Origin of the sequence: Glaciecola sp. 2405UD65-10 (assembly GCF_048820975.1) — a bacterium.
Taxonomy (GTDB): domain Bacteria; phylum Pseudomonadota; class Gammaproteobacteria; order Enterobacterales; family Alteromonadaceae; genus Glaciecola.
The window spans coordinates 1,789,855-1,813,434 of sequence record NZ_JBMEUF010000001.1; the positions used below are offsets into that span (position 1 = coordinate 1,789,855).

The window sequence follows — 23,580 nt, forward strand, 5'->3', positions numbered from 1 at the left end:
AACTATAACGCGCAACTATTTGCGCAATTGAATTCTTGCTAGGAGTGTTTCTTAGGGATTTATAACTGAGGAATAACAACATCTAACACTAGTACTACAGGTGGAACAAGAGGTTATATACACGTTAAAAGCGAATCTAATAAACTATTTCGTAACAAAAACAAGTTTAGTGTATCACAAATGCAAATTACTGCATGTAAAATCAGCGTTTTTTTATGAATTATTTATTAAATGAATAATTTCTAGCATACTCTTGGTTATAAATGGCATAAAAAACCGCGCTTTATCTAAACAAAAACTAAAGCACGGCTATATTTATTTACTAGGAAAATTAGATTCTTAGCGCTCTATCTCCACGAGACAAACCACAAACACCCGTTCTAGCCGATTCAGTAATGTCGGCACAATTTCCCATTACATCGGCAAATGCACTTAGCTTGTCACTCGTACCGGTAATTTCAATTGTGTAGTGCTGTGAAGTAACATCTAAAATACGCGCTCTGAATATATCAACGTTTCGTTTTACTTCAGCTCTAGCAATTTCAGTTCTTGTAGCCACTTTTATTAGCATCAATTCACGCTCAACATGCGGCGCTTCTGCCAATTCAACCACACGCAATACATCAATAAGTTTATTGACTTGCTTGGTAATCTGCTCAGTTACTTTATCATCGGCTTCGGTAATAATCGTTAAACGAGACAAACTGGCATCAGAGGTAGGTGCAACACATAGTGAATCAACGTTGTAACCACGCTGCGAAAAAACACCAACTATACGAGACAAAGCACCAGGGGCGTTTTCCATTAAAACAGATAAAATTCTTCTCATTATGTACGCTCCGTTTTGCTCAAGCGCATATCATCCATTGCGCCGTACTTAATTTGCATAGGGTATACATGTTCATTTTGGTCAATCAATATGTCCATAAACACAAGCTTGTTCTTTTCAGCGAAACAACGTTCCATTGCACCATCAAGCTCATCTAATGAGTTAACCTGTATTCCTACATGGCCATACGCTTCTGCTAGCTTCACAAAATCAGGCATTGAATCCATATAAGAATGTGAATGGCGACCTTTATAAATCATGTCTTGCCATTGCCTTACCATGCCTAAAGCACGGTTATTAAGCGATATAATCTTAATGGGTAAGTTGTACTGTAAACAGGTTGAAAGCTCTTGAATATTCATCTGAATACTACCGTCACCGGTTACTACAACAGAGCACGCTTCTGGATGAGCAAATTGCACGCCCATGGCCGCCGGTAAACCAAAGCCCATAGTTCCTAAGCCACCTGAATTGATCCAGCGTCTTGGTTTGTCAAATGGGTAATATAGCGCAGCAAACATTTGATGCTGCCCCACATCAGAACTCACATAAGCATCACCATTGGTATGCTTGTATACCGCTTCAATTACGCGCTGCGGCTTAATAACAGAGTCACCTTGCGTATAATTTAAGCACTTAACCGAGCGCCATTCATTAATTTGTGACCACCACTGGGCAAGCTTTTCTTTTTGTTGCTCAGCATCAATTTCGCCCATGCGCTCTAGTAGTTGCTCTACCACTTGGTCTACTGAGCCTACAACGGGAATATGCGCATTTACGGTTTTTGAAATTGAGGCTGGGTCAATGTCTACGTGAATAATGTCAGCATGCGGGCAAAACTTTTCAACGTTATTGGTTACGCGGTCATCAAATCGAGCACCTAAGGCAATTATGCAGTCAGCGTTGTGCATCGTTTTATTGGCTTCTAAAGTACCGTGCATACCTAACATACCAACAAATTGCTCATGCACACCTGAAAACACACCTAAGCCCATAAGGGTACAAGTAACAGGTGCGTTTAACTTTTCAGCTAAGGTGGTGACTAAACTTTGCGCTTCTGCTGCAATAGCACCACCGCCTACGTAAAGAACCGGGCGCTTAGCTTTTTCAATACTTTTTACAGCCTTGCTTATTTGCTTGTTATGGCCTTTTAGCGTTGGGTTGTACGAACGCATGGTTACATCAGTAGGAAACTCATAAGGATGTTCGTCTTGTACATTTACCAAGTCTTTAGGTAAATCAACTACCACAGGGCCTGGGCGGCCTGTATTTGCAATATAATATGCTTTGGCAATGGCCATAGGTATATCAGTGGCTTTTTTCACTAAAAAGCTATGCTTAACCACTGGGCGTGAACAACCCACCATATCGGTTTCTTGGAAAGCATCTTCGCCAATATGCATTGAAGGAACTTGGCCTGATAACACCACCATTGGAATTGAATCCATATAAGCGGTGGCAATACCGGTAATAGTGTTAGTTGCGCCGGGGCCTGAAGTTACGAGTACCGTACCTGTTTTGCCCGTTGAACGTGCATAGCCATCAGCCATGTGAGCAGCTGCTTGTTCATGTCTAACCAAAACGTGCTTTACATCATCTTGCGCAAATAATGCGTCGTATATATCTAAAACAGCACCACCTGGGTAACCGAAAACGTGGGTTACCCCAATATCTTTTAGTGCCTCTACTACCATAGCGGCGCCTGACATCATTCTCACTTGAATGACTCCTTATCTATTTAAATTGCATTGTTGAGGAATATACCTCAGGAAGAACAAAGAAAAAACCGCTTTTCGGTAAAAAGTGAAATGCTTATCCCAATATACGCATAAATTAGGATGAAAATACTAAAAGTTGACGAAAAAATTAAAAAAGCGGGAAATCCCGCCTAATTTAATCAAGATCCATGTCTAAGTCATCATCAAGGTCACTGACTAAATCGTCATTCGCTGTATCGCTTGATGCTTTCTTTGTACCGTAAATACTGCCAGCTTTTGGCCTATTTATCCTTTTTTGATATTTCAGCCAAGCTCGTTGTTCAGTGGTTGATGGCTCTATTTTACCGTGGGCCGACTCAATAAATGCAATATCGTCGTCACTTTCAGCTTGAATATGTCCATCAACTAAGGCTGCAATATAACACCCATAGGCTGCTAATGCTTTGCTTTCGTTAATTGAAAAATCACCCGAGCGTGAAAAACCATAAGGATAGTTCTTAGGATCGGTAAAAACCTGTTTAAGTAAAGTTTGTTTTGATAAACCATTTCGTACATTAGACACGTAGACGCACTCCGATAGATAATTCGAAATAATAGACCTTGCATAAATTGCAATTTCTACTATCGAATATCGGCTGAGTCAACAGAATATTAGGCTTAACCTGACAAAAATTTAAATGTTCAAAAAAGTGTCACAAAACGCAAGGTAAAAGCAATTGAATTAACTGCGTTTTTCTACCCAAGCCCAGTTCATTTCACAAATAATAGGTTCTTCACCACTTTCGTCGGTCACCGTTACTTCTACCATAATGTCGCCTTTAGGCAGGCTTTGCATAAGGGCTATTTGTTCGTCACTCACTCGAGCAACTGCTTTCATGCTGCCAACAGAGCGGCGCACGTATTTTAAATCCATTGATTTAATCAAAGGCAGTTTATCACCCGGTAAATTTAGACCCACAACAAAACCCGTAGCCGATTCAGCTAACAAAGCCATAGTTGCCGCATGCACTTGGCCAATATGATTGCGAACTCTAGTGCGGTTTTTAACGAAAAATGTGACCGTTTGTAAATCTGTATCAAGAATTTTTATCTTGCTTGTACCAACAAGTTTCACCTTGAAGCGAAACACACTGGTAAGCAAAAACATGGCGAACCAATGAGGATAGGTTAACGCTTTTTCTGCGAATTTGCGTAAAGGGTTAGGTTTAGGCATGTTTTTCTCTTATAAATTTGCGTGGCAGTATGAACGCCAACTGGTCAGACAAGATGCGAGTATAGCAGGCACGCAAAATTAATGTAAGACAATACAGAACTTCAAAATTAAGAAAATTTTTTAAAATAAGAATGATGAATTAAGAGATGTTTTCGTGCTTAACTCTTTCATACAAACCTAAAGGATTTAGGCCTAAAGAAAGAGTGGAGCGGGAAACGAGATTCGAACTCGCGACCCCGACCTTGGCAAGGTCGTGCTCTACCAACTGAGCTATTCCCGCAAACTGGAGGCGCATTATAGGAGAATTTCGCGCCTGTGCAAGTGTTTTTTTAAGTTTTTTTGTAAGTCCTTAATCAAGCGCCTAAAATATCATCAAACCTTATATCTTAAATACGGTTTCACGGTAATATTTCATTTCATCAATTGACTCAATAATATCATCTAGCGCTAAATGCACGCCTTTTTTCTTAAAACCTTTGGCTATTTCTGGTTTCCAGCGAGCACATAATTCTTTAATTGAGCTTACATCTATATTGCGATAATGAAAAAACGATTCTAACTCAGGCATATATTTGACTAAGAATCGGCGATCTTGCCCAATGCTGTTTCCGCAAAGTGGTGATTTGCCCTGCGGCACATAATCTTTTAAAAACGTAATAGTTTGTTGCGCCGCTTCTTCTACCGAAATAGAACTTTTTTGGCAGCGTTCTGTAAGGCCTGATTCACCGTGCGTCTTTACGCACCATTCATCCATTGCATTTAGTACCGCATCTGATTGATGCACGGCAATAACAGGGCCTTGAGCTATAATGTTTAAATCTTTGTCAGTTACAATACTGGCAATTTCAAGTACCACGCATTGTTCGGGATCAAGGCCTGTCATCTCCATATCTATCCAAACAAGGTTCTCTTCATTAAATGACATTACTACTCCTGAAACTATTTACGTTTAAACAAACTCTTTTTGATTTGCCCACAATCGCTAGGCTAAAACTACACAACAAGGTATCATGTTGGGCAATATTCGCCAATACGCGCATGGGAATCTGTGTCTAAAAAACCAAAACTTTCAAAAAATCAGCAACGCCAAATAGCGGCCAATAGAAGCAAACGCTTAAATAGTGATCATTCAAAAAGTGATCAAGATAATAGCACGTTAGGCGATGCAATAAATGGCCGCGTTGTGAGTCGTTTTGGAAAACATGCCATTGTTGAAACATTAGATGAATCTCGCGACCAACATAAATGTTATATCCGCAGAACGGTAAAATCAGTGGTATGTGGTGACCAAGTTGTTTTTAGACCCAGTGTAAGTAGCGAAGAGCGAGATAGAGGCATAGTGGAAACCGTGCTTGATAGAAAAAGCACTTTGTCACGCCCTGACTATTACGACGGCATTAAGCCAATAGCGGCTAATATTGACCAAATTATTGTGGTTAGCTCCATTATACCTGCGTTATCTACCCATATAATTGACCGCTACCTAGTGGCGTGTGAGCACGCGCAAATCCCTCCTGTTGTTGTTATCAATAAGGTAGAATTACTTACTCCTCAAGCGCTTGATGAAACTAAAGCCACCCTTTCTATTTATGAAAAAATTGGCTACAAGGTTATTTTTGCTAGTTGTAGAACCGATGAAGGTTTAGCCGAACTATCGAGCATACTTATAGATAAAGTAAACGTTTTGGTTGGCCAAAGTGGTGTGGGTAAATCAAGCTTAGTTAACCAATTACTCCCTCACTCAGATGAAGTAGTAGGTGAAGTCTCTGGTAACTCAGGTTTAGGGCAACATACCACAACGGCAGCTAAGCTTATTCCATTCACACTCGGCGGAGAACTTATTGACTCACCAGGTGTAAGAGAATTTGGTTTGTGGCATTTACCTGTAGAAGATATTACCAATGGCTTTGTTGAGTTTCGTGAATACTTAGGGGGCTGTAAATTTAGTGATTGCAAACACAGGAATGACCCTGGATGTTTGATTCGCGCGGCTGTTGAAGAAGGCAATATTGATGCAGAACGATATGACAGCTACCTTAAAATAGTAGATTCGTTAGACCAAAACCGCCCTGCTTATATCAAAGAATAATCGCCTAATCATTTTTATTACTTCTATATTCGCGCGCATGTTATACAATACGCGCCTTAAATACGGAGACATTAACAGTGATTGACTGGATTAAAATTCGCGCCCAATATATTTTACCGAAGCATTTATTATCACGTATGCTTGGCAAACTTGCGGCTAAAGAAGCTGGCTTTGTAACACAGTTTCTTATCAAAACCTTTATCAAAGCTTTCAACATTGATATGAGCGAAGCAAAATGGGAAAACCCATCTTCTTACAAAACCTTTAATGCATTTTTTACTCGCCCCTTGAAAGAAGGCACTCGCCCTATTGCAGAAGGTGAAGATGTTTTAAGCCACCCTGTAGATGGCACCGTAAGCCAATTTGGCGATATTATTGGTGACGATATTTTCCAAGCAAAAGGCCACACTTTTAGCTTAACCTCATTGTTAGGTGGTAAACCCGAACTCGCCGAGTGTTTTAAAGGCGGAAAATTTGCCACTATTTACTTAGCCCCTAGAGACTACCATCGCATACATATGCCTGTTGACGGCACACTGACTGACACCTTGCATGTGCCAGGTGAGTTATTCTCAGTGAACCCGTTAACCGCACAAAATGTACCTGGATTGTTTGCACGAAATGAGCGCGTAGTCACCTTGTTTGACACCCCAGCGGGAAAAATGGCGCTAGTGCTTGTTGGCGCCACGGTAGTAGCAAGCATAGAAACGGTTTGGGCGGGAAATATTACACCTCCGGCCGGTAAGTACGTTCAACATTGGCAGCACCAAAACGAAAACATTGCCCTGAACAAAGGGGATGAAATGGGCCGCTTTAAACTGGGCTCTACAGTAGTGCTGTGCTTTGAACCAAATGCAGTTGAATTTGAAGAGTTATCAAGCGGCCTTGTTACTCGCTTAGGCACTCCTTTTGCTAATAAAATTCAGGAAAATAAGTAGGTTTGCTGACTATCCTAAATACCCATGGCTGGATGTAAACTGTGGATCCAATAAAGCGCAGCCTCATCAATTTGCACATTACAGTCATGCTATTAGGCGGGACGGCACTGTTTTCTAAGCTCATCCCCTTATCAGCCCTTGATATTACTTTTGGGCGTGCTGTACCAGCCTGCATTCTGCTGTTTATATTTGTAAAGCTCAGTGGGCACTCGCTTAAGCTAAACTCGTCTAAAGATTACCTAATTGGTATTGGCTTAGGTATTCTTATGGCAGTGCATTGGGTTACTTACTTTGCGTCAATGCAATATTCCTCTGTAGCAGTGGGAATGATAGCCATGTTTACCTTCCCGGTAATCACCGTATTGCTAGAGCCGTTCTTTGAGAATACAAAACTGTGTTTGCAAGATATTGTAAGTGCGTTGGTCGTGCTGTTGGGAATTTGGTTAATTGTACCAAGTTCATCTATTAATAATGACGTAACCCTTGGCGTCCTTGTTGGCGTTTTCTCAGCCTTACTTTATGCCTTACGCAACTTGTTACACAGGAAATACTTTTCGCACTACCCCGGAGCGAAAGGCATGGCGTATCAATGCTTGGTTATTTGCCCTTGCCTTATATTTTTTGTGTCAGAAGATATGACGGGTATAAGCTTAGAAACAGCGGGTTTATTATTATTACTCGGCACCGTTTTTACAGCATTACCCCACGCAATGATTGCATCAGCTCTTCAGCACTTGCGCGCAAAAACCTTCTCTTTAGTTGCCTGTATGCAACCTTTCTATGGCTTCGTGCTTGCTATTTTAGTGTTAAATGAATCTCCCACTTGGCAAACCTTGATTGGTGGTTTATTAGTTATTTCAGCCGCAGTATACGAAACGGTTAACGCACATAAAGAAACTGGCAATAAAGAGTAAGACTATCTTTTTACCCCTCTGATGACTAATATGACCCAAATTCTTTATAATATGGCTATTTACAATGGAAATATTAGCTCATCGCGGCGTTAGCGCTCATTATCATGAAAACTCAATAGAAGCTTTTGAGCAAGCACTCGAACTAAATATATTAGGGATCGAGTGTGATTTGCATCAGCTTGAAGATGACCTAGTGGTGTTTCATGATTTTCAGCTAAATAGGCTATTCAATCGCAGTGGTTTTTTAAGTGATTTACGCCTAAGCGAATTATCTGAAATGCCCCTTTCTAACGCCCAAGCAGTTCCTCGCTTAAACGACTTGTTACAGCTAGTAAAAGGCAAATGCGTATTAAATCTTGAGATTAAGCAGCTTGATGACCCTGCCCTACTTATTCAACAAATTACTCCTTATTTGTATCAATATGAAGATGCAAGCATTGTTTTATCTGCATTTAACCATCCTTTGTTAAAGCGGCTCCAAGCGGCGGTAAGAAACACACGTTTTAGCAGCAGAATAAAGTTTGGTGCTTTAATAGCGCATCTTCCCATAAATTTAGCGCAATACGCGATAGATTTGCAGGTAGATATTGCTGCCATTAACGTCGAGATGCTTACAAAAGAATTTGTGGAGCACGCGCATATGCATAACCTAGATGTGTGGTCATATACGGTGAATACTCAAAAGGAAATACTATTACTACAAGATATGGGAGTGGATGCAGTTTTTTCGAATGACCCTGCGCTAATGCAAAGTTATTTAGCTAAAAGCGTTTAATAAAACATTTCAAACATAAGTTGTGTAGCCTTTAGCAGGTTTCACAACTTTTGCATTTTTTGCACAATTTTAAATTGGTAATATGGGCGGCAATAATAAGTACCGCACCTACGGCTACAGTAATAGGCTCGTAAGCATCACCAAACATGCCTTTATTCCAATAAATTAATCCGCCCAAGGTTAAAGAGTACAGCGGGTAAAGTTGGCGATGATACTGAGCAAAACCAATAAATAAGGCTGCAAAGCCCACTAAAATAGAGAAGCTTAGAATAGCGCGTTCAAACCATGCAGAAGCAACAAAGCTACTCGCAATTAGGGGAGCTAACGGCAATAAAAGTGGCAAGGCCAAACAGTGCACCGCACACAAGCTCGTGATCCAGACGCCTAAACGGTCTAAACTACGGTTGTTTATTCGCTGCGGATTTAAACCAACGGTTGCGTTAAAGCCACCTTGCCCAGCACTTGGACTAGTTACTTCAGGTGATTTAATTTGCGTTATTTTCAAAATACTTGCCCTTTACCCATAAAAAAAACAGCGTGTTCGCCGTCAGTGTTATAGTATAACGTTAGAGTGTGGTAAATGGAACTACTTGTTCGAAATTTTGTTATTTATTGAGGTGCAGCAGGTAAAACGTATAGGTTTTGTAAATCATCTGGCTTAGCTTCTTGCTTAGCTAATCGAGGATTTACGCGAAACTTATTTTTTTCATTTAAATATTCGCTAACGGTTATTATTTCAACATTGCTAGGTAACGCCGCCAACTTTTTATTAAGAAAAGCTAAAGTAACAGGGTAAGGATGGGCAATACCTATTGCTTTTCCTGAGCGTTGCGCTCGCTTAATTAACTTATCAAATTGCTGCTCAAGAAACGCTTCTGTTTGAACATGATCTAAAAAGATATGTCTGCTCGCTGATTTAACGCCCATTTTATGAGCAATGATACTGGCTTTTGTAAATTTGGTTGTGCGGCTATCAACAAAAAATAGGTTGTTAGTTTCAAGTACCTGCATCAATGAATTCATCTGCAAGGTCATTTGCGTTAGTTTGCTTCCCATATGATTATTAACGCCTACAGCATGAGGCACTGTTTCAAGTGCATTAAGCAAAGCAGACTTCACTTGAGCCGGATACATATTCGCAAGAATAGGCCCTGGCCCTAAGTTATCTTTGTGTAATGACTCCATTGGCATATGTAACATTACTTCACGGTTTTGTTGGCTTGCCCAATACGAAAATTCTGTCGAGTAATTGGTATGCGGCAATATAGAAAAAGTCACTTCTTTTGACAGCGAAAACGCTTTTGCATCTGAGGCTTTAGCGCCAATATCATCAATAATAATGGCAATGCGCGCTGGTTTATAAGAAGAGTTATTTGCAAAGGAAGGGAATACATACAACAAAAACGTGCATAGAAGCGTAATATGTATAACAGTAGCAATTTTAGTTTTTAGCACAAATATCATTCTTATTAGTATTAGCGTCAGATTATCAGCACTTTGGTGCTTTTTGCAATACCTAGCAAAATTTGCACCAAAAAGTGAATATAATCAAATGAATACCAAAGCAGAATACTATTTGCTTAAACGCGCCACCACATCTTGCAAGAATGACAATGAACTGCCGTAATTAATTCTAAAGAAGTGCTTGTTGCCGAAATCAATACCAGGTGATGGGCCAACCCCTTTTTCTTCACACCACTTTTGTGTATTTTCAACACCTAAGCCTGAGGCGTCTACCCATAATAAGAACGTTGCATCTGGCGTGGCGGCAGATAATCCATCTATGTTATTGATGGCCTCAACCAAGTAATCTCTATTTTTACGCAAATAATCTAATTGAGCCTTGTACCAATCATCGCATTGCGTGAAGGCAACTTTGGTAGCCTCTAAACCTAGAACGTTTGCCCACGGTACTATTCCCATGCCTGCTTTAACAAAATTGGCGCGAACTTTCGCATCGGGGATAATCGCAAAAGATGTGCCTAAGCCGGCTACGTTAAAGGTTTTGCTAGCGGCCATAAGCGTAATAGAGTTGTCTGCAATCCTGGCCACAGAACCAGCAGGAATGTGTTTCTTATTTTCCAAAATTAAATCACAGTGAATTTCATCACTGCACAGCATCACTGAATGCTTGTTACAAATATCCACAATCCTATCAAGCTCTTGTTTACTCAATACGCTACCAACCGGATTCATAGGATTACACATAATAAAGAGCTTACACTCTTCTCGCGCAGCGGCTGTTTCTAATGCCTCAAAGTCAATTATCCAACGGCCGTTTTGCATAATCGTAGGCACGGCAACTTTTTCTAGTTGGTTAATTTCAGGAGCCGCTAATAGTGGCGGGTAGTTAGGCGTTTGCACAATAACCGCATCACCGGGTTCACAAAACGCTTTACAAGCCATATTAAATGCAGGTACTACGCCAGGGGTCCAAACTATCCACTTAGTGTCAATTTGCCAATTATATTGTTGTAAACACCAATGTTTAATTGCTTCACTTGCGTCACTGTGCTGCGCCGGAAGGGTATAACCTAATGCTGCGTTATCTACTCGCTGCTTTAAGGTGTCGCTTATAGGCTTAGCTACTGCAAATTCTGTGTCAGCCACCCATACAGGTAAAATGTCTTTACCCTTATACTTTTCCCATTTAAAGCTAAAAGTGTTATTTCGATTGGGGGGGTTATCAAAATTCATGCAGATTCCATTAGTTGATACTATTTTTGAGTATCATGAAATATTACCTGAATGAAAAGGTATTTAGTATCTTTTATAGGGGGCAATAGTTGGAACGAAAAAGCATATGAAATTAAAAAATAACTGAAGCGTAAATTAGAAGTGTTAATTGAAATAAATAAAACAACCAAGCATTAAAAGATATTTCAATGCTTGGTTGTAAGAAGTGCAAGATATATTACGCTTTAGTACGTGAAGCGCGTTTACGATCGCTTTCCGTTAGTAGCTTTTTACGGATACGAATGCTTTTAGGTGTTACTTCAACCAATTCATCGTCATCAATAAATTCAAGCGCTTGCTCTAGCGTGTAAACAATAGGCGGTACAAGCGTTTGTGCTTCATCAGTACCTGATGCACGTACGTTAGTTAATTGCTTACCTTTAAGAGCGTTAACCGTTAGGTCGTTATCACGGCTGTGAATACCAATTACCATACCTTCATAAACTTCAACACCATGACCAATAAACAAGCGGCCACGTTCTTGTAAGTTAAACAAGGCGTTGGTAAGGGCTTTACCAGTTGCATTTGCAATTAATACACCGTTCTTACGTTGGCCAATGTTGCCGCCTTTATGAGGGCCGTAATGGTCAAACGTATGATAAAGCAAACCAGAACCTGAAGTTAAGGTCATAAAGTCTGTTTGGAAACCAATTAAACCACGGCTAGGAATAGTAAAGTCAATTCTTACACGTCCTTTTCCATCTGGAGACATGTTAGTCATTTCTGCTTTACGCAAACCTAACTGCTCCATAATTGAACCTTGGTTTTGTTCCTCAACATCAACCGTTAAGGTTTCAATTGGTTCCATTAACTGCCCGTCTTCTTCTTTAAGAATTACTTCTGGGCGAGAAACTGCAAGCTCGTAACCTTCACGACGCATGTTTTCTATTAATATACCTAAGTGAAGTTCACCACGGCCAGATACTCTAAACTTATCTGGATCAGCAGTTTCTTCAACACGTAGCGCAACGTTATGAACAAGCTCAGCTTGCAAACGCTCTAAAATATTACGTGAAGTTACATACTTACCTTCTTTACCCGCGAAAGGAGAAGTATTCACTTGGAAAGTCATAGTAACAGTAGGCTCATCAACTGATAATGGCGGAAGTGCCTCAACCGTATTTTGATCACATATTGTGTCAGAAATTTTAAGCTCACCCAAACCAGTAATAGCGATGATGTCACCCGCAGCTGCTGAATCAACATCATGGCGGTCAAGGCCTAAGTAACCTAATACTTTACCTACTTTACCGTTACGCTTTTCGCCACTAGCTGTAACAATAGTAACTGCTTGGTTAACTTTTACCGAACCGCGAGTAATACGGCCAACACCAATTACACCCAAGTAAGAGTTGTAATCAAGTTGTGATATTTGCATTTGCAGTGGACCATTCACGTCAGCGTCAGGTTGAGCTACTTTACCCACAATTGTTTCAAACAATGGGGTCATATCTTCAGATTTAGTATCAGCATCGTTAGACGCCCAACCATTAAGTGCTGAAGCGTAAACCACGTCAAAATCAAGTTGTTCATCAGTCGCGCCAAGGTTATCAAACAAGTCAAACACTTGATCCATAACCCAATCAGGGCGAGCGCCTGGCTTGTCAATTTTGTTAATCACTACAATTGGCTTTAAACCCTGAGCGAACGCTTTTTGCGTCACGAAGCGAGTTTGCGGCATAGGGCCTTCTTGAGCATCAACAAGAAGTAATACAGAATCAGCCATTGACATTACGCGCTCAACTTCTCCACCGAAATCGGCGTGTCCAGGAGTATCTACAATGTTAATGCGGTATTCGTTCCAGTTAATCGCGGTATTTTTAGCAAGAATGGTGATACCGCGCTCTTTCTCGATATCATTTGAATCCATTACGCGCTCTTCGGCTTCGCCGCGGCTTTCCAAAGTACCTGATTGTTGTAACAACTTGTCTACCAGTGTTGTTTTACCATGGTCAACGTGAGCTATGATCGCAATATTGCGTAAGTTTTTGATATCGTTCGACAAAATTTTAGCCTTTACTTTATTAAACTGCCCATCCAACATGAATAGAGCAGACTGTAATCTAAATTGTGCATTTTTAACGCGCACAAAAAAATGAGCGCGCATTATACATGCAATTACATGACAATCAGAGTGAATTTTATCAAATTGCCTAAAATAAAGTCATAAACTCATTTTTTTAACAAAGCTGTAACCTTAAATCCGATTTAACATGATATTTTTGTGTGAAGCTTGTTAAATGCTTGCTAAAAATCGCATTGCACCAAAATAAGGCTTTGCGCCAAATTGACGCACCAAAGCAAGGCAGTAGCCGCTATGCTAACATTTTAGTGCCACTTTAAATTATTGATTTATAGGATGTTTTATTTCATTGCACAGTGGCATGAATATAGCTTAAGATGACTATTGAAAATAGCACTATGATTTACTGCTGTGTTTGAACACTGGCATTCGCCGCGGGACAACCAATCACAACAGATTTTTCATATTATGGACACTTAAACTGGAGGACGTTATGTCATACGAGTCAGCATTGGAACTGATTAAAGAAAGCGAAGCAAAATTTGTCGATTTACGCTTCACCGATACTAAAGGAAAAGAGCAACACGTATCTATACCTACTCATCAAGTAAATGATGACTTTTTTGAAGAAGGTAAAATGTTCGATGGTTCATCAATTGCTGGCTGGAAAGGCATTAATGAATCAGACATGATCCTTATGCCTGACCCTTCAACTGCGGTTCTAGACCCTTTCGCAGAAGAAACTCAAGTTAACATCCGTTGTGATATCCTTGAACCGTCTACTATGCAAGGTTACTCTCGTGACCCTCGTTCAGTAGCTAAACGCGCTGAAGAGTTTCTTAAGTCTACAGGCATTGGTGATAAAGTATTAGTTGGTCCTGAGCCAGAATTCTTCCTGTTTGACGACGTACGTTTCCACACAGATATGGCCGGTTCTTTCTACAAGATTGATTCTGAAGAAGCTAAATGGAACTCAGGCGCTGAGTACGAAGGAGGCAACCTAGCCCACCGTCCAGGTGTGAAAGGCGGTTACTTCCCAGTACCTCCAGTAGATTCAGGCCATGACATTCGTGCTTCTATGTGTATGATCATGGAAGAAATGGGCTTAACAGTTGAAGCGCATCACCACGAAGTTGCAACGGCTGGTCAAAACGAAATTGCTACGCTTTTCAATACCTTGGTATACAAAGCAGATGAAATACAAGTATACAAGTACGTTGTTCACAATGTAGCAAATGCTTTTGATAAAACCGCTACCTTTATGCCTAAGCCATTAGTTGGCGATAACGGTTCGGGTATGCACGTTCACCAATCTATCTCTAAAGATGGAAAAAACATCTTTGCTGGTGACAGCTACGCTGGTTTGTCTGATGACGCACTATATTATATTGGTGGTATCATTAAACACGCACGCGCTATTAATGCATTTACTAATGCATCAACTAACTCGTATAAGCGTTTAGTACCAGGGTTCGAAGCGCCAGTTATGCTTGCATACTCTGCTCGTAACCGTTCTGCGTCAATTCGTATTCCTTACGTAACTAGCGAAAGAGCTCGTCGTATTGAAGTACGTTTCCCTGACCCAACTGCTAACCCTTACTTAGCCTTTACCGCTATGCTTATGGCTGGTATTGATGGAATTAAAAATAAAATCCATCCTGGTGAGTCAGCTGACAAAGACTTATACGACCTTCCACCGGAAGAAGCTGCTGCCATTCCAACTGTAGCAAGTTCATTAGAGCAAGCTCTTGATGCACTAGATGCTGATCGTGAATTCTTAACCGCTGGTGGCGTTATGAGTGACGAAATGATTGATGCTTACATTGGTCTTAAGCGTGAAGAAGTTCAAGCTGTTGCTATGACGACTCACCCTCTAGAGTTTGATATGTACTACAGCTGCTAATAAGCACCTACATTTACCATGTTGAACAAAAGCCTGCTTATTGCAGGCTTTTTTTTTAGCGCCGATAAGGTATTATAAATTTGAATGTAAATAGCCCAAGGTATTGCGATGCAGTATGGTTTAAATGTGAAACGAGTGATGTATGTTGCTATGCTTTTAGTGGTAAGCGAGAGTAGCTACGCTGATCCTGAAAAAATTTATAAGACTGTACATGCTGATGGAACTGTTAGCTATTCAGACCAACCTTCCAAAGGTGCTATTGAAGTTGAAATGAATACCAGTAGCACTACCATTCAAAGTGTAGCACCTCCTTCAACTTCCACTTTGCCTAGTCCTGCGAATCAAGTGACTTACTCTGTTAACATTGTAAGCCCCGTACAAGATGCTACATTTCGCAATAACACCGGCTCTGTGAGTATTGCTGCGCAAATAGCCCCTCCTAGTCCTGGCATTTTTGAACTGAGCATTAATAAGCAAATATATACTTCTACAAGTGGCTTATTTAATGTTTCTGATCTAGACCGTGGAACATATCAATACCATGTAAAATATACTGACAACTCGGGCAAGGTAATTGCATCTAGCGAATCAAGAACCTTACATTTGCACAAACCATCGGTACTAATTAATTAGTTAAGCTAGCGCAGTACCCCGCAACATAGGCGGGCTATGCCGTTCAATTAATGAATCAAATTGATACTCGAATTTGCGTAAATGTTATATTATGATGCCTTGCACCAATAGTGTGCATATATAATTTACGTGGAGCGCCCCTTGGTTGCAGATAGGCTAAATTACGAGTTGTTTTTAAACTCAATGAAAACTGCCTTAATATTGGTAGACGAAACACTAACGGTTAGTTTCGTGAACGATGCCGCGCTTAATTTATTAGAAACTGGTGTTAGCCAAGTTAGAGAGCGGCCGCTCAATGATTTTTTCCTGCCAGACAATTTTAATACGGATCAATTTTTAACTGCGCTATCTAACGGCGAAGATTTTATCGAAACTGAGGTGCAAATGTGCTTCAGAGATGGACGTTCGTTAATGGTAGATATGAACGCGAATGTGATTGTTGCTAATAATAAACATCAAATCTTAATTGAAATAGCGCCTATAGATAAGCAGAGAAAAATAACCCAAGAGTCTCAACAACGTGCGCAGCAAAATGCAGCAAGAGAGTTGATAAGAGGCTTAGCACACGAAATTAAAAACCCTTTAGGCGGTATTCGCGGCGCCGCACAGTTACTCGAAAAAGAATTAACTAGCCCCCAGCAAACTGAATATACGCAAATGATCATTGATCAGTCAGACCGTTTGCGTAAATTAGTAGACCGCTTACTAGGCCCTAACGCCTTGCCGCGAAAACGCACGTTTAACTTACATGAAATAATTGAAAAGATTTGCACCTTAATTAGCGCCGACCAAAGTTACAGTATTTTAACCGAGCGTGATTATGACCCATCTATACCCGATATTTACGCTGACGCTGACATGCTACAACAAGCTGTATTAAATATAACAAGAAACGCCAGCCAAGCATTGAAAGCGTCGAAAACAGAAGAGCCAAGTATTATATTTAGATCGCGTATTGAACGCCAATGCGTGATTAAAGGTGTACGCCATCCCCTTTGTGCCAAAATTAGCATTATAGATAATGGCCCAGGCATATCTGCCGAGATCAAAGACACCTTGTTTTACCCAATGGTGAGCACGAAAGATAACGGTAGTGGATTAGGTTTATCTATTGCACAAACCTTAACGGACCACCATAACGGTAAAATTGATTTAGAAAGTTTCCCCGGATACACAGAATTTAGCCTGTACATTCCCATAGTGAAAGAAAGTACCAAAAAGGAAGTAAAATAATGAGCCAAACAGTATGGATAGTCGATGATGACAACTCAATTCGATGGGTATTAGAAAAGGCCCTAAAAGCCGCCAATATTGATTGTTTGAGTTTTGAGAATCCAGAAGACTTACTCATGCAAATAGAATCTGGCCAAGCGCCTATGGTTATTATTTCAGACGTACGTATGCCGCAAATGGACGGTATGCAGCTACTTGAAGAAGTGCATAGGCATGTTCCAGAATTACCAATCATAATAATGACGGCCCATTCTGATTTAGATAGTGCAGTTAATGCTTATCAAGGTGGCGCATTTGAATACTTGCCTAAACCTTTTGATGTAGATGAAGCGATTGCGCTTACGCAACGAGCTATTGAGCACGCTAAAGAATCATCGCAGGCTGTCAAGCTAGAAGAAAATAGTCCTAGCAAAGATATTATTGGTGCCGCGCCGGCAATGCAGGAAGTGTTTCGTGCCATAGGCCGTTTATCACGTTCGTCTATTAGCGTTCTCATTAATGGTCAGTCGGGCACAGGTAAAGAACTGGTGGCTCATGCCTTACATAAACATAGCCCTCGTGCTAGAAATTCATTTGTTGCATTGAACATGGCGGCGATTCCCGCTGACTTAGTAGAATCTGAATTGTTTGGACATGAGAAAGGCGCTTTTACCGGTGCTCAAAATGCTCGCACGGGGCGATTTGAACAAGCTGATGGTGGCACCCTATTTTTAGATGAAATTGGTGATATGCCAGTTGACGTGCAAACAAGGCTATTACGCGTATTGGCTGACGGTCAATTTTATAGGGTGGGTGGTCACAGCCCCGTTTCGGTAGATGTAAGAATAATTGCCGCTACCCATCAAAATTTAGAAAAGCGGGTTGAAGAAGGCAAATTTCGAGAAGATTTGTATCATCGTTTGAACGTCATTCGGATTCATATTCCGTCATTAAACGAGCGCCGTGAAGATATTCCTTTATTGGCGAAACACTTTTTAGTTAAAGCCGCTAACGAGTTAGGGGTTGAACAAAAAAGCTTAAGTAAAATTGCTGCGCAGCGTTTATCAGAGTTAAGCTGGCCTGGGAATGTGCGACAATTAGAAAATACCTGCCGCTGGTTGACGGTTATGGCCAGTGGACAAGAAATCTTGCCTAACGATTTTCCGCCTGAGCTAAATACGACGAACGAACAAATCCAAATAGCCAGTGAACAAAATGACTGGACGGTATTGCTATCAAATTGGGCTGATGAACAAATGTTATTAGGCAAAAACAATATTCTTGATCATGCTCTAGTAGATTTTGAGCGAGTGTTATTAAATTGTGCTTTAAAACATACCAAAGGGCATAAACAAGAAGCGGCAAAACGCTTGGGCTGGGGAAGAAATACGCTTACGAGAAAGTTAAAAGAACTGAACGTAGATGCCTAGAAAATATTAAGCATTGCTTATATAACAAAACCGCTTTGAAGCGGTTTTGTTATGTTTAGCCATAGTTGCACTTAACTGAGCCTAAGTATTAAGCGTTATTTTACTTAAGGTTTTCCACGAACGCGTATTTTTAGCAATGCGAAGTTGTTCTTCTAATATATTAACTAAGTCTTGCTTTGTGGTAAGCGGGTTTGCTAACACCACTCTAAAAACTGTGATAGCGTGGTCTTGATACTTCTGCGCTTCAATTCTTGTTCGCGAAACGAAAGACTTTCCAGCCTCACGCTGCTGTTTTTGTACCGCAACACTAAGCTTATCAATCGTTGAATTAATTTTCTCTTGGGTAGGCGCATCAACTTGGGCTAAATTTTGTAAGTGCTTTGGCGTGATTCTATAAGTGAGTAATGATAGTACCGGGGAGGTAACCAGCTCAAAATCATCATGCTCGTTAATCATTTGCGCAAAGCTATTAGCTAAATCAATCGCTTTATCAATGAGTAGTTGATAACCTCGCTTTCCAAAAATATGTAATGACGAATACACCATTAAGGCCATGCCGTTACGAGAACCTTCAAGCGTGGTTGCGCCTAAATCTTTTGAGCCTTCGCGTAAAATATACTGAGCATGGTGACGTACTACGTTGGCGTCATGTGGGTTTTTAAATAAGGTCATGCCTGCCCCCATGGGCACATACATTTGCTTGTGCGCATCAATGGTGACTGAGTCTGCTTGCTCAATACCTGACATGACTCCGCGGTGCTTGTCTGAAAATAGCGTTGCTCCGCCCCACGCTGCATCAACGTGGAACCAAGTGCCCAATTCTTTTGCCACATCCGCTAGCTCATCAAGAGGGTCTACATGCCCCGTTTCGGTGGTTCCCGCAATACCGACTATTGCAAGTAGCTTATTGCCTTGTTCTTGATATTCTTTGCCTACTTTTAAAGCGGCTTCGGGTGATAACACATGCGGCTCGCTTGCCACTGTAAGCATATTGTTGCGTCCTATTCCTAGCACATCAACTGCTTTGCCCAAGGAATAGTGACCACGCTTAGAAGACATCACTCCTAAACTCTTTATATTTGCGTGCTGATAAGCGGCTGCTAGGCCTAGTTTTGAAACGCCGGCGAATCCGTCTTGAGGCCCTAGTAATTTGTTACGAGCCACCCAAAGCGCGGTTATATTCGCGATTGTGCCACCTGAGCAAAATGCGCCTAAAGAGTGCCTCGCGCTATGAATGTATTTATCGTAAAACTTAGCATCGTTTTGGTAAACAAGATTATGCATCATGCCCAAAACTTGGCGCTCAAGTGGTGTGAACGCTTTTGAGGTTTCGATTTTTACGAGATTTTGATTTAAGCCAACCAGCAGCTTTGCAAGCGGTAAGTGGAAATACGGCAAAGCCGATGTCATATGGCCTATAAAAGTAGGCGAATAAGTATTAACCGAATGCGCAACTAAGTTATCCAGAAGGTGCTGTGCGTGAGATGAAACAAAATCGGGCTCACTGGGCACACAGTGCTCCATGAAATCTTGCTCAATTTCCTCAAGAGACGTTTTTTTAGTCACCACGTGTTGCGACAAAAAGTCTGATACGTTATCAGACAAATGACGCTCTATTTTGGCAAGAGTAGAATCATTGTTCTCAGGCTTGGTAAAAACCTTGTATAAATGCTCTAAACTGACTTCAGCTTTAGACAAAAACGTGACCTCAAAGGAATAGTAAGCTCGGCACTTTACCCGATTAAGTAATAATAACCAAGTTTGTATGGCTTATTCGCTTATATTTACGGCATAAATAGTAATTATACTAAAGCTATTTTTTAAACGAAAGATAACCTATATACCCTTAAATGTAATTTGGACCTAACTTGCAAACTCGAGCTGTGTTAGAAGACTTTTCCATTGAGCACATAGTGCCATATTTTCAGCCAATATATGAATTGGAGACTAACTGCGTATTTCGCTATGAATGCCTTTCGCGCTTAGTGACCGCTAAAGACCAAATGTATTTACCCAGCGAATTCCTATACATTGTTGGTCCAGCCCAAACAAATGCCCGTGTTACCCAGCGCATTTTCGAGCTAAGTAGTGCCTTTTGCCTGCCTAAAAAGATGAATTGGAGTATTAACTTATTTCAAAGTGACCTTGAGAACACGCGTTTATTGAGCTGGCTTGAAAAGTTAACGTTACACACTAGCAAGCACCTTGCAGGAATTGAAGTGAGTTACGACAACGTAAAAGACCAAGCTGAATTACTTAGCGAAATTGTAAAACGCTTACCCAAGTTGCATATTACAGTTGATAACGTATACGAGTGCAATGAAAATATTTATGCGCTAATTGATGCAGGTATTCAAGCCATAAAACTGCGCGGCGAGTTACTTGAAGAGTTAAACGAAATTAATGACAAAACGGACACGCTACAAGCTTTAATTTCTTGTTGTAAAAAGCACACATGTGCCGTCATAGCTGAGCACATAGAAAACGAAGATAGTTTAAATGCAGTCAAAAAAGCGGGGATTAAATATGCTCAAGGCTTTTATTTGCAACCCCCTTTTAGCTCAAACGCTTCGTAGTGTTAAATAGCTAGTTCGGCCTTACATGCTTTATGAGTGCGCGCTTTTCTTACATAGGTATTACTTTGATTCACTTAAAGATAACTGAAAACACGACTGCCCTGCATCGCTATATTTGCGTTCAAATGGCGTCATAGCTTCGCCCTTGAGCACGCTTATTTCCCCGCTTAAATTATATTGCTGAGAAGCTTGATAAAACTCCTCAAGGTATATTCGCCAGTTTGAACGTACTTCTATATTTTTACATGCATCAACAACGAACGGAAAAATAGCGCTAGCGTGCCAACGCTTGCTTAGCTGCGATTTTTTAGGGTATGGATTAGGGTATAAAATATATTGCTTTACCAGTACCCATGCCGGCGAATTGTTTTCAATATGAGCACAAAGTAGGCGCCAAAAATCGTTAAGGTCAGCCTGCATTAGTAAATAATTAGTACTTGCTTCGTGTGTTTTGTAACTATTGTGCTTATCTAGCCTAGCAATTGATTTATCTATCCCAATCACCTTTGCGTTAGGGTATTGAGCGGCAATTTTGATGGTGCTTTCTCCCACGCCGCAGCAAGCGTCTAGTATCACATCGCCCTCCCAACCGCTTAGGTATGTTAGCACTTGCTCAAAGGCAGCAAGGGTATGATCAGCAATAGGCCGCTTAAACGTAGAGTTTTTATGCTTAGCAACCTGCTTAAGCAGGTCTTCATGCACGCCCTCTTGGTTGCTACTAATTGCGCGAGCTTGATTATTCACTATTACTTACACCTTGCACTCGCGCATAAAACTGCGTTAAATACATCATTAACTTCTTATACCCGAGCCACGTTTAAGCAAAAAATTCGCCAATAAAAGTAGCACTAAGTTGAAGCCAATCAACAAAGCAATAGACAACCAATGGTTAACATCCGATGCACCTAGAAAGCCATAACGAAATCCATTTACCATATAAACAATAGGGTTAGCTTGGCTCACCATTTGCCAAAATTCAGGCAGTAAACTTAAAGAATAAAACACGCCACCTAAATAAGTTAATGGTGTCAGCACGAAGGTTGGAATCACGCTAATATCATCAAACGTTTTAGCATAAATGCCATTTATAAGCCCTGCTGTAGCAAATAGAACCGAAGTAAGAAAAAGAGTTACTACAATCACAAAGAAATTATGAATACGAATATCAACAAACAACATTGATACACAAGTTACAATCACGCCAATAATCAAGGCTCTTGCCACTCCCCCACCTACAAAACCGAAAATAATTACCCAAGTAGGTACTGGTGCAACTATTAACTCTTCAATATTTCGTTGAAATTTAGCGCTGAAGAATGACGATGAAACATTAGAGTAAGAATTCGTAATAATAGACATCATAATTAAGCCTGGAACAATAAACTCCATGTAGGTGAAACCACCCATAGTGCCTATACGCTCTCCAATTAAACTTCCGAATATCACAAAGTAAAGGCTCATGGTAATTGCTGGCGGGACTAAAGTTTGAATCCAGATGCGCAGGAAACGAGTGCATTCTTTAATCCAAATTGTTTTTAAAGCAACTAAATTGCGGTTTCCCATTATTCGCCCTCTGCCTGTTTTTGACTGCCATTTTTCACTAAATTAACAAATAATTCCTCTAATCGATTGGCTTTGTTTCGCATGCTCATAACTTGAACATTGTTATGAGATAGATACTCAAATACTGCGTTTAAACTATTCGTTTTTGGTACGTCTACCTCTAAGGTTTGGTCATCATTTGCGCGAACTGTGAAACCAGGAATTGCAATATCTGATGCGCCAGATTGCAAATCAAATATGAAGGTTTCTATATTCAAGGTCGACAACAAAGCTTTCATACTAGTGTTTTCAACAATCACGCCTTTGTCGATTATTGCAATATTTCGACACAGCATTTCAGCCTCTTCTAAATAATGCGTTGTTAGAATGATGGTAATGCCTTGCTCATTAATTTCTTTTAAGAACGCCCACATAGAGCGACGAACTTCTATATCAACTCCCGCTGTGGGTTCATCAAGAATCAGCATTTTGGGTTCATGCATAAGCGCTCGGGCAATCATTAAACGACGCTTCATACCGCCTGATAGCGTTCTAGCGGGTGAATTACGTTTATCCCAAAGTTCAAGCTGCTTTAAATATTTTTCAGCTCGTTGTTTCGCAATGTTTCGAGGAACGCCGTAATATCCAGCTTGATTGATGACTATTTGCATCAAGGTTTCAAATTGATTGAAATTAAACTCTTGAGGTACTAGCCCTATACAGGTTTTTGCTTCAACTTCTTGTTCCACTGAATCGTGACCAAATACTGACACCGAGCCTAATGATTTATTGACCAATGAGCATATGATGCCAATAGTTGTTGATTTGCCAGCCCCGTTAGGACCTAGTAGCGCAAAAAAGTCGCCTTGGTCCACTTGCAAATTAATGCCTTTTAGTGCTTTTACATTACCCGCATAGGTTTTTTGTAGCCCTTTAATATCAAGTGCTTTCATTAATATCCTAATCGTTTATAAAAATGGTTGAAATATGGCATATTAGCCATTTTTGCTTGAGCTAATTACAGCATTATACATTGAACCGACCTTGCA

Annotated in this window: 22 protein-coding genes and 1 tRNA gene; 9 read left to right on the top strand and 14 right to left on the bottom strand. The window is 40.5% G+C overall.

All coding sequences use genetic code 11. The features are described from left to right. Nucleotides 1–331 precede the first annotated feature (331 nt). From ilvN to orn, 6 genes are all read right to left on the bottom strand, one after another. On the bottom strand, nucleotides 332–829 hold the full coding sequence (gene ilvN / locus ACOI22_RS08035) for an acetolactate synthase small subunit (protein WP_420671509.1): 498 nt from the start codon (nucleotides 827–829) through the stop codon (nucleotides 332–334). Further along, complete coding sequence (locus tag ACOI22_RS08040; protein WP_420671510.1) at nucleotides 829–2,547, bottom strand: acetolactate synthase 3 large subunit; 1,719 nt, start codon at nucleotides 2,545–2,547, stop codon at nucleotides 829–831. The genes ilvN and ACOI22_RS08040 overlap by 1 nt, the downstream gene beginning before the upstream one ends. A 175-nt stretch (nucleotides 2,548–2,722) precedes the next feature. Continuing rightward, a complete protein-coding gene (gene maoP / locus ACOI22_RS08045) occupies nucleotides 2,723–3,109 on the bottom strand; it encodes a DUF413 domain-containing protein (protein ID WP_420671511.1) in 387 nt (128 codons plus the stop codon). Between the two features lie 159 nt (nucleotides 3,110–3,268). Then, nucleotides 3,269–3,760 (bottom strand): DUF4442 domain-containing protein, encoded by a 492-nt coding sequence (locus tag ACOI22_RS08050; RefSeq protein ID WP_420671512.1) that lies wholly within the window; start codon nucleotides 3,758–3,760, stop codon nucleotides 3,269–3,271. Nucleotides 3,761–3,964: 204 nt separating this feature from the next. Then, nucleotides 3,965–4,040: transfer RNA gene (locus ACOI22_RS08055), tRNA-Gly, on the bottom strand. A gap of 99 nt (nucleotides 4,041–4,139) precedes the next feature. After that, on the bottom strand, nucleotides 4,140–4,685 hold the full coding sequence (gene orn, locus ACOI22_RS08060) for an oligoribonuclease (RefSeq protein ID WP_420671513.1): 546 nt from the start codon (nucleotides 4,683–4,685) through the stop codon (nucleotides 4,140–4,142). 123 nt (nucleotides 4,686–4,808) lie between these two features. On the opposite strand from orn, the gene rsgA reads away from it, so the two are divergent. The 4 genes from rsgA to ACOI22_RS08080 all read left to right on the top strand — a co-directional run bounded on the left by rsgA (nucleotide 4,809) and on the right by ACOI22_RS08080 (nucleotide 8,476). Beyond that, nucleotides 4,809–5,849 carry a small ribosomal subunit biogenesis GTPase RsgA gene (rsgA, locus tag ACOI22_RS08065; protein ID WP_420671514.1) on the top strand — a complete coding sequence of 347 codons (1,041 nt, stop codon included), beginning with the start codon at nucleotides 4,809–4,811 and terminating at the stop codon, nucleotides 5,847–5,849. A 77-nt stretch (nucleotides 5,850–5,926) separates the two neighbouring features. Then, a complete protein-coding gene (asd, locus tag ACOI22_RS08070) occupies nucleotides 5,927–6,787 on the top strand; it encodes an archaetidylserine decarboxylase (protein WP_420671515.1) in 861 nt (286 codons plus the stop codon). A gap of 41 nt (nucleotides 6,788–6,828) precedes the next feature. Further along, entirely contained in the window at nucleotides 6,829–7,701 is an 873-nt protein-coding gene (locus ACOI22_RS08075) for a DMT family transporter (RefSeq protein WP_420671516.1), read from the top strand. 64 nt (nucleotides 7,702–7,765) lie between these two features. Then, nucleotides 7,766–8,476 (top strand): glycerophosphodiester phosphodiesterase, encoded by a 711-nt coding sequence (locus tag ACOI22_RS08080; protein ID WP_420671517.1) that lies wholly within the window; start codon nucleotides 7,766–7,768, stop codon nucleotides 8,474–8,476. A 31-nt stretch (nucleotides 8,477–8,507) separates the two neighbouring features. Here ACOI22_RS08080 and ACOI22_RS08085 read toward each other — a convergent pair whose 3' ends face one another. From ACOI22_RS08085 to typA, 4 genes are all read right to left on the bottom strand, one after another. Next, nucleotides 8,508–8,888 carry a MerC domain-containing protein gene (locus tag ACOI22_RS08085; protein ID WP_420672343.1) on the bottom strand — a complete coding sequence of 127 codons (381 nt, stop codon included), beginning with the start codon at nucleotides 8,886–8,888 and terminating at the stop codon, nucleotides 8,508–8,510. Nucleotides 8,889–9,085: 197 nt separating this feature from the next. Then, the gene (locus tag ACOI22_RS08090; RefSeq protein WP_420671518.1) at nucleotides 9,086–9,940 is read right to left on the bottom strand and encodes a divergent polysaccharide deacetylase family protein; all 855 of its coding nucleotides are present in this window, start codon (nucleotides 9,938–9,940) and stop codon (nucleotides 9,086–9,088) included. Between the two features lie 108 nt (nucleotides 9,941–10,048). Beyond that, a complete protein-coding gene (locus ACOI22_RS08095) occupies nucleotides 10,049–11,173 on the bottom strand; it encodes a MalY/PatB family protein (protein ID WP_420671519.1) in 1,125 nt (374 codons plus the stop codon). Between the two features lie 217 nt (nucleotides 11,174–11,390). Beyond that, nucleotides 11,391–13,217 carry a translational GTPase TypA gene (typA, locus tag ACOI22_RS08100; RefSeq protein WP_420671520.1) on the bottom strand — a complete coding sequence of 609 codons (1,827 nt, stop codon included), beginning with the start codon at nucleotides 13,215–13,217 and terminating at the stop codon, nucleotides 11,391–11,393. A gap of 511 nt (nucleotides 13,218–13,728) precedes the next feature. Here typA and glnA point away from each other — a divergent pair. The 4 genes from glnA to glnG all read left to right on the top strand — a co-directional run bounded on the left by glnA (nucleotide 13,729) and on the right by glnG (nucleotide 18,413). Further along, nucleotides 13,729–15,138, top strand: coding sequence for a glutamate--ammonia ligase (gene glnA, locus ACOI22_RS08105; RefSeq protein WP_420671521.1), 1,410 nt, complete (start codon nucleotides 13,729–13,731; stop codon nucleotides 15,136–15,138). A 108-nt stretch (nucleotides 15,139–15,246) separates the two neighbouring features. Then, entirely contained in the window at nucleotides 15,247–15,771 is a 525-nt protein-coding gene (locus tag ACOI22_RS08110) for a DUF4124 domain-containing protein (RefSeq protein WP_420671522.1), read from the top strand. A gap of 141 nt (nucleotides 15,772–15,912) precedes the next feature. After that, nucleotides 15,913–17,004: a nitrogen regulation protein NR(II) gene (gene glnL / locus ACOI22_RS08115; RefSeq protein WP_420671523.1), complete on the top strand. Its 1,092-nt coding sequence runs from the start codon at nucleotides 15,913–15,915 to the stop codon at nucleotides 17,002–17,004. Continuing rightward, nucleotides 17,004–18,413 carry a nitrogen regulation protein NR(I) gene (gene glnG, locus ACOI22_RS08120; RefSeq protein ID WP_420671524.1) on the top strand — a complete coding sequence of 470 codons (1,410 nt, stop codon included), beginning with the start codon at nucleotides 17,004–17,006 and terminating at the stop codon, nucleotides 18,411–18,413. The genes glnL and glnG overlap by 1 nt, the downstream gene beginning before the upstream one ends. A gap of 81 nt (nucleotides 18,414–18,494) precedes the next feature. Here glnG and panP read toward each other — a convergent pair whose 3' ends face one another. Further along, the gene (panP, locus tag ACOI22_RS08125; RefSeq protein WP_420671525.1) at nucleotides 18,495–20,111 is read right to left on the bottom strand and encodes a pyridoxal-dependent aspartate 1-decarboxylase PanP; all 1,617 of its coding nucleotides are present in this window, start codon (nucleotides 20,109–20,111) and stop codon (nucleotides 18,495–18,497) included. Between the two features lie 170 nt (nucleotides 20,112–20,281). Between panP and ACOI22_RS08130 the strand changes: the two genes are divergently transcribed. Continuing rightward, nucleotides 20,282–20,989 (top strand): EAL domain-containing protein, encoded by a 708-nt coding sequence (locus tag ACOI22_RS08130; RefSeq protein WP_420671526.1) that lies wholly within the window; start codon nucleotides 20,282–20,284, stop codon nucleotides 20,987–20,989. A gap of 60 nt (nucleotides 20,990–21,049) precedes the next feature. Here ACOI22_RS08130 and trmB read toward each other — a convergent pair whose 3' ends face one another. The 3 genes from trmB to ACOI22_RS08145 are packed head-to-tail and all read right to left on the bottom strand — an operon-like array spanning nucleotide 21,050 to nucleotide 23,484. Then, entirely contained in the window at nucleotides 21,050–21,733 is a 684-nt protein-coding gene (trmB, locus tag ACOI22_RS08135) for a tRNA (guanine(46)-N(7))-methyltransferase TrmB (protein ID WP_420671527.1), read from the bottom strand. 48 nt (nucleotides 21,734–21,781) lie between these two features. Then, complete coding sequence (locus tag ACOI22_RS08140; protein WP_420671528.1) at nucleotides 21,782–22,552, bottom strand: ABC transporter permease; 771 nt, start codon at nucleotides 22,550–22,552, stop codon at nucleotides 21,782–21,784. Beyond that, on the bottom strand, nucleotides 22,552–23,484 hold the full coding sequence (locus tag ACOI22_RS08145) for an ABC transporter ATP-binding protein (RefSeq protein WP_420671529.1): 933 nt from the start codon (nucleotides 23,482–23,484) through the stop codon (nucleotides 22,552–22,554). The genes ACOI22_RS08140 and ACOI22_RS08145 overlap by 1 nt, the downstream gene beginning before the upstream one ends. Nucleotides 23,485–23,580 lie beyond the last annotated feature (96 nt).

Bases quoted from the DNA above. Each gene is read 5' to 3' on its own strand.
- ACOI22_RS08080 (WP_420671517.1), top strand. From the start codon at position 7,766: ATGGAAATATTAGCTCATCGCGGCGTTAGCGCTCATTATCATGAAAAC.
- ACOI22_RS08095 (WP_420671519.1), bottom strand. From the start codon at position 11,173: ATGAATTTTGATAACCCCCCCAATCGAAATAACACTTTTAGCTTTAAA.
- ilvN (WP_420671509.1), bottom strand. From the start codon at position 829: ATGAGAAGAATTTTATCTGTTTTAATGGAAAACGCCCCTGGTGCTTTG.
- ACOI22_RS08090 (WP_420671518.1), bottom strand. From the start codon at position 9,940: ATGATATTTGTGCTAAAAACTAAAATTGCTACTGTTATACATATTACG.
- ACOI22_RS08110 (WP_420671522.1), top strand. From the start codon at position 15,247: ATGCAGTATGGTTTAAATGTGAAACGAGTGATGTATGTTGCTATGCTT.
- glnG (WP_420671524.1), top strand. From the start codon at position 17,004: ATGAGCCAAACAGTATGGATAGTCGATGATGACAACTCAATTCGATGG.
- orn (WP_420671513.1), bottom strand. From the start codon at position 4,685: ATGTCATTTAATGAAGAGAACCTTGTTTGGATAGATATGGAGATGACA.
- ACOI22_RS08050 (WP_420671512.1), bottom strand. From the start codon at position 3,760: ATGCCTAAACCTAACCCTTTACGCAAATTCGCAGAAAAAGCGTTAACC.
- ACOI22_RS08140 (WP_420671528.1), bottom strand. From the start codon at position 22,552: ATGGGAAACCGCAATTTAGTTGCTTTAAAAACAATTTGGATTAAAGAA.
- ACOI22_RS08145 (WP_420671529.1), bottom strand. From the start codon at position 23,484: ATGAAAGCACTTGATATTAAAGGGCTACAAAAAACCTATGCGGGTAAT.
- glnA (WP_420671521.1), top strand. From the start codon at position 13,729: ATGTCATACGAGTCAGCATTGGAACTGATTAAAGAAAGCGAAGCAAAA.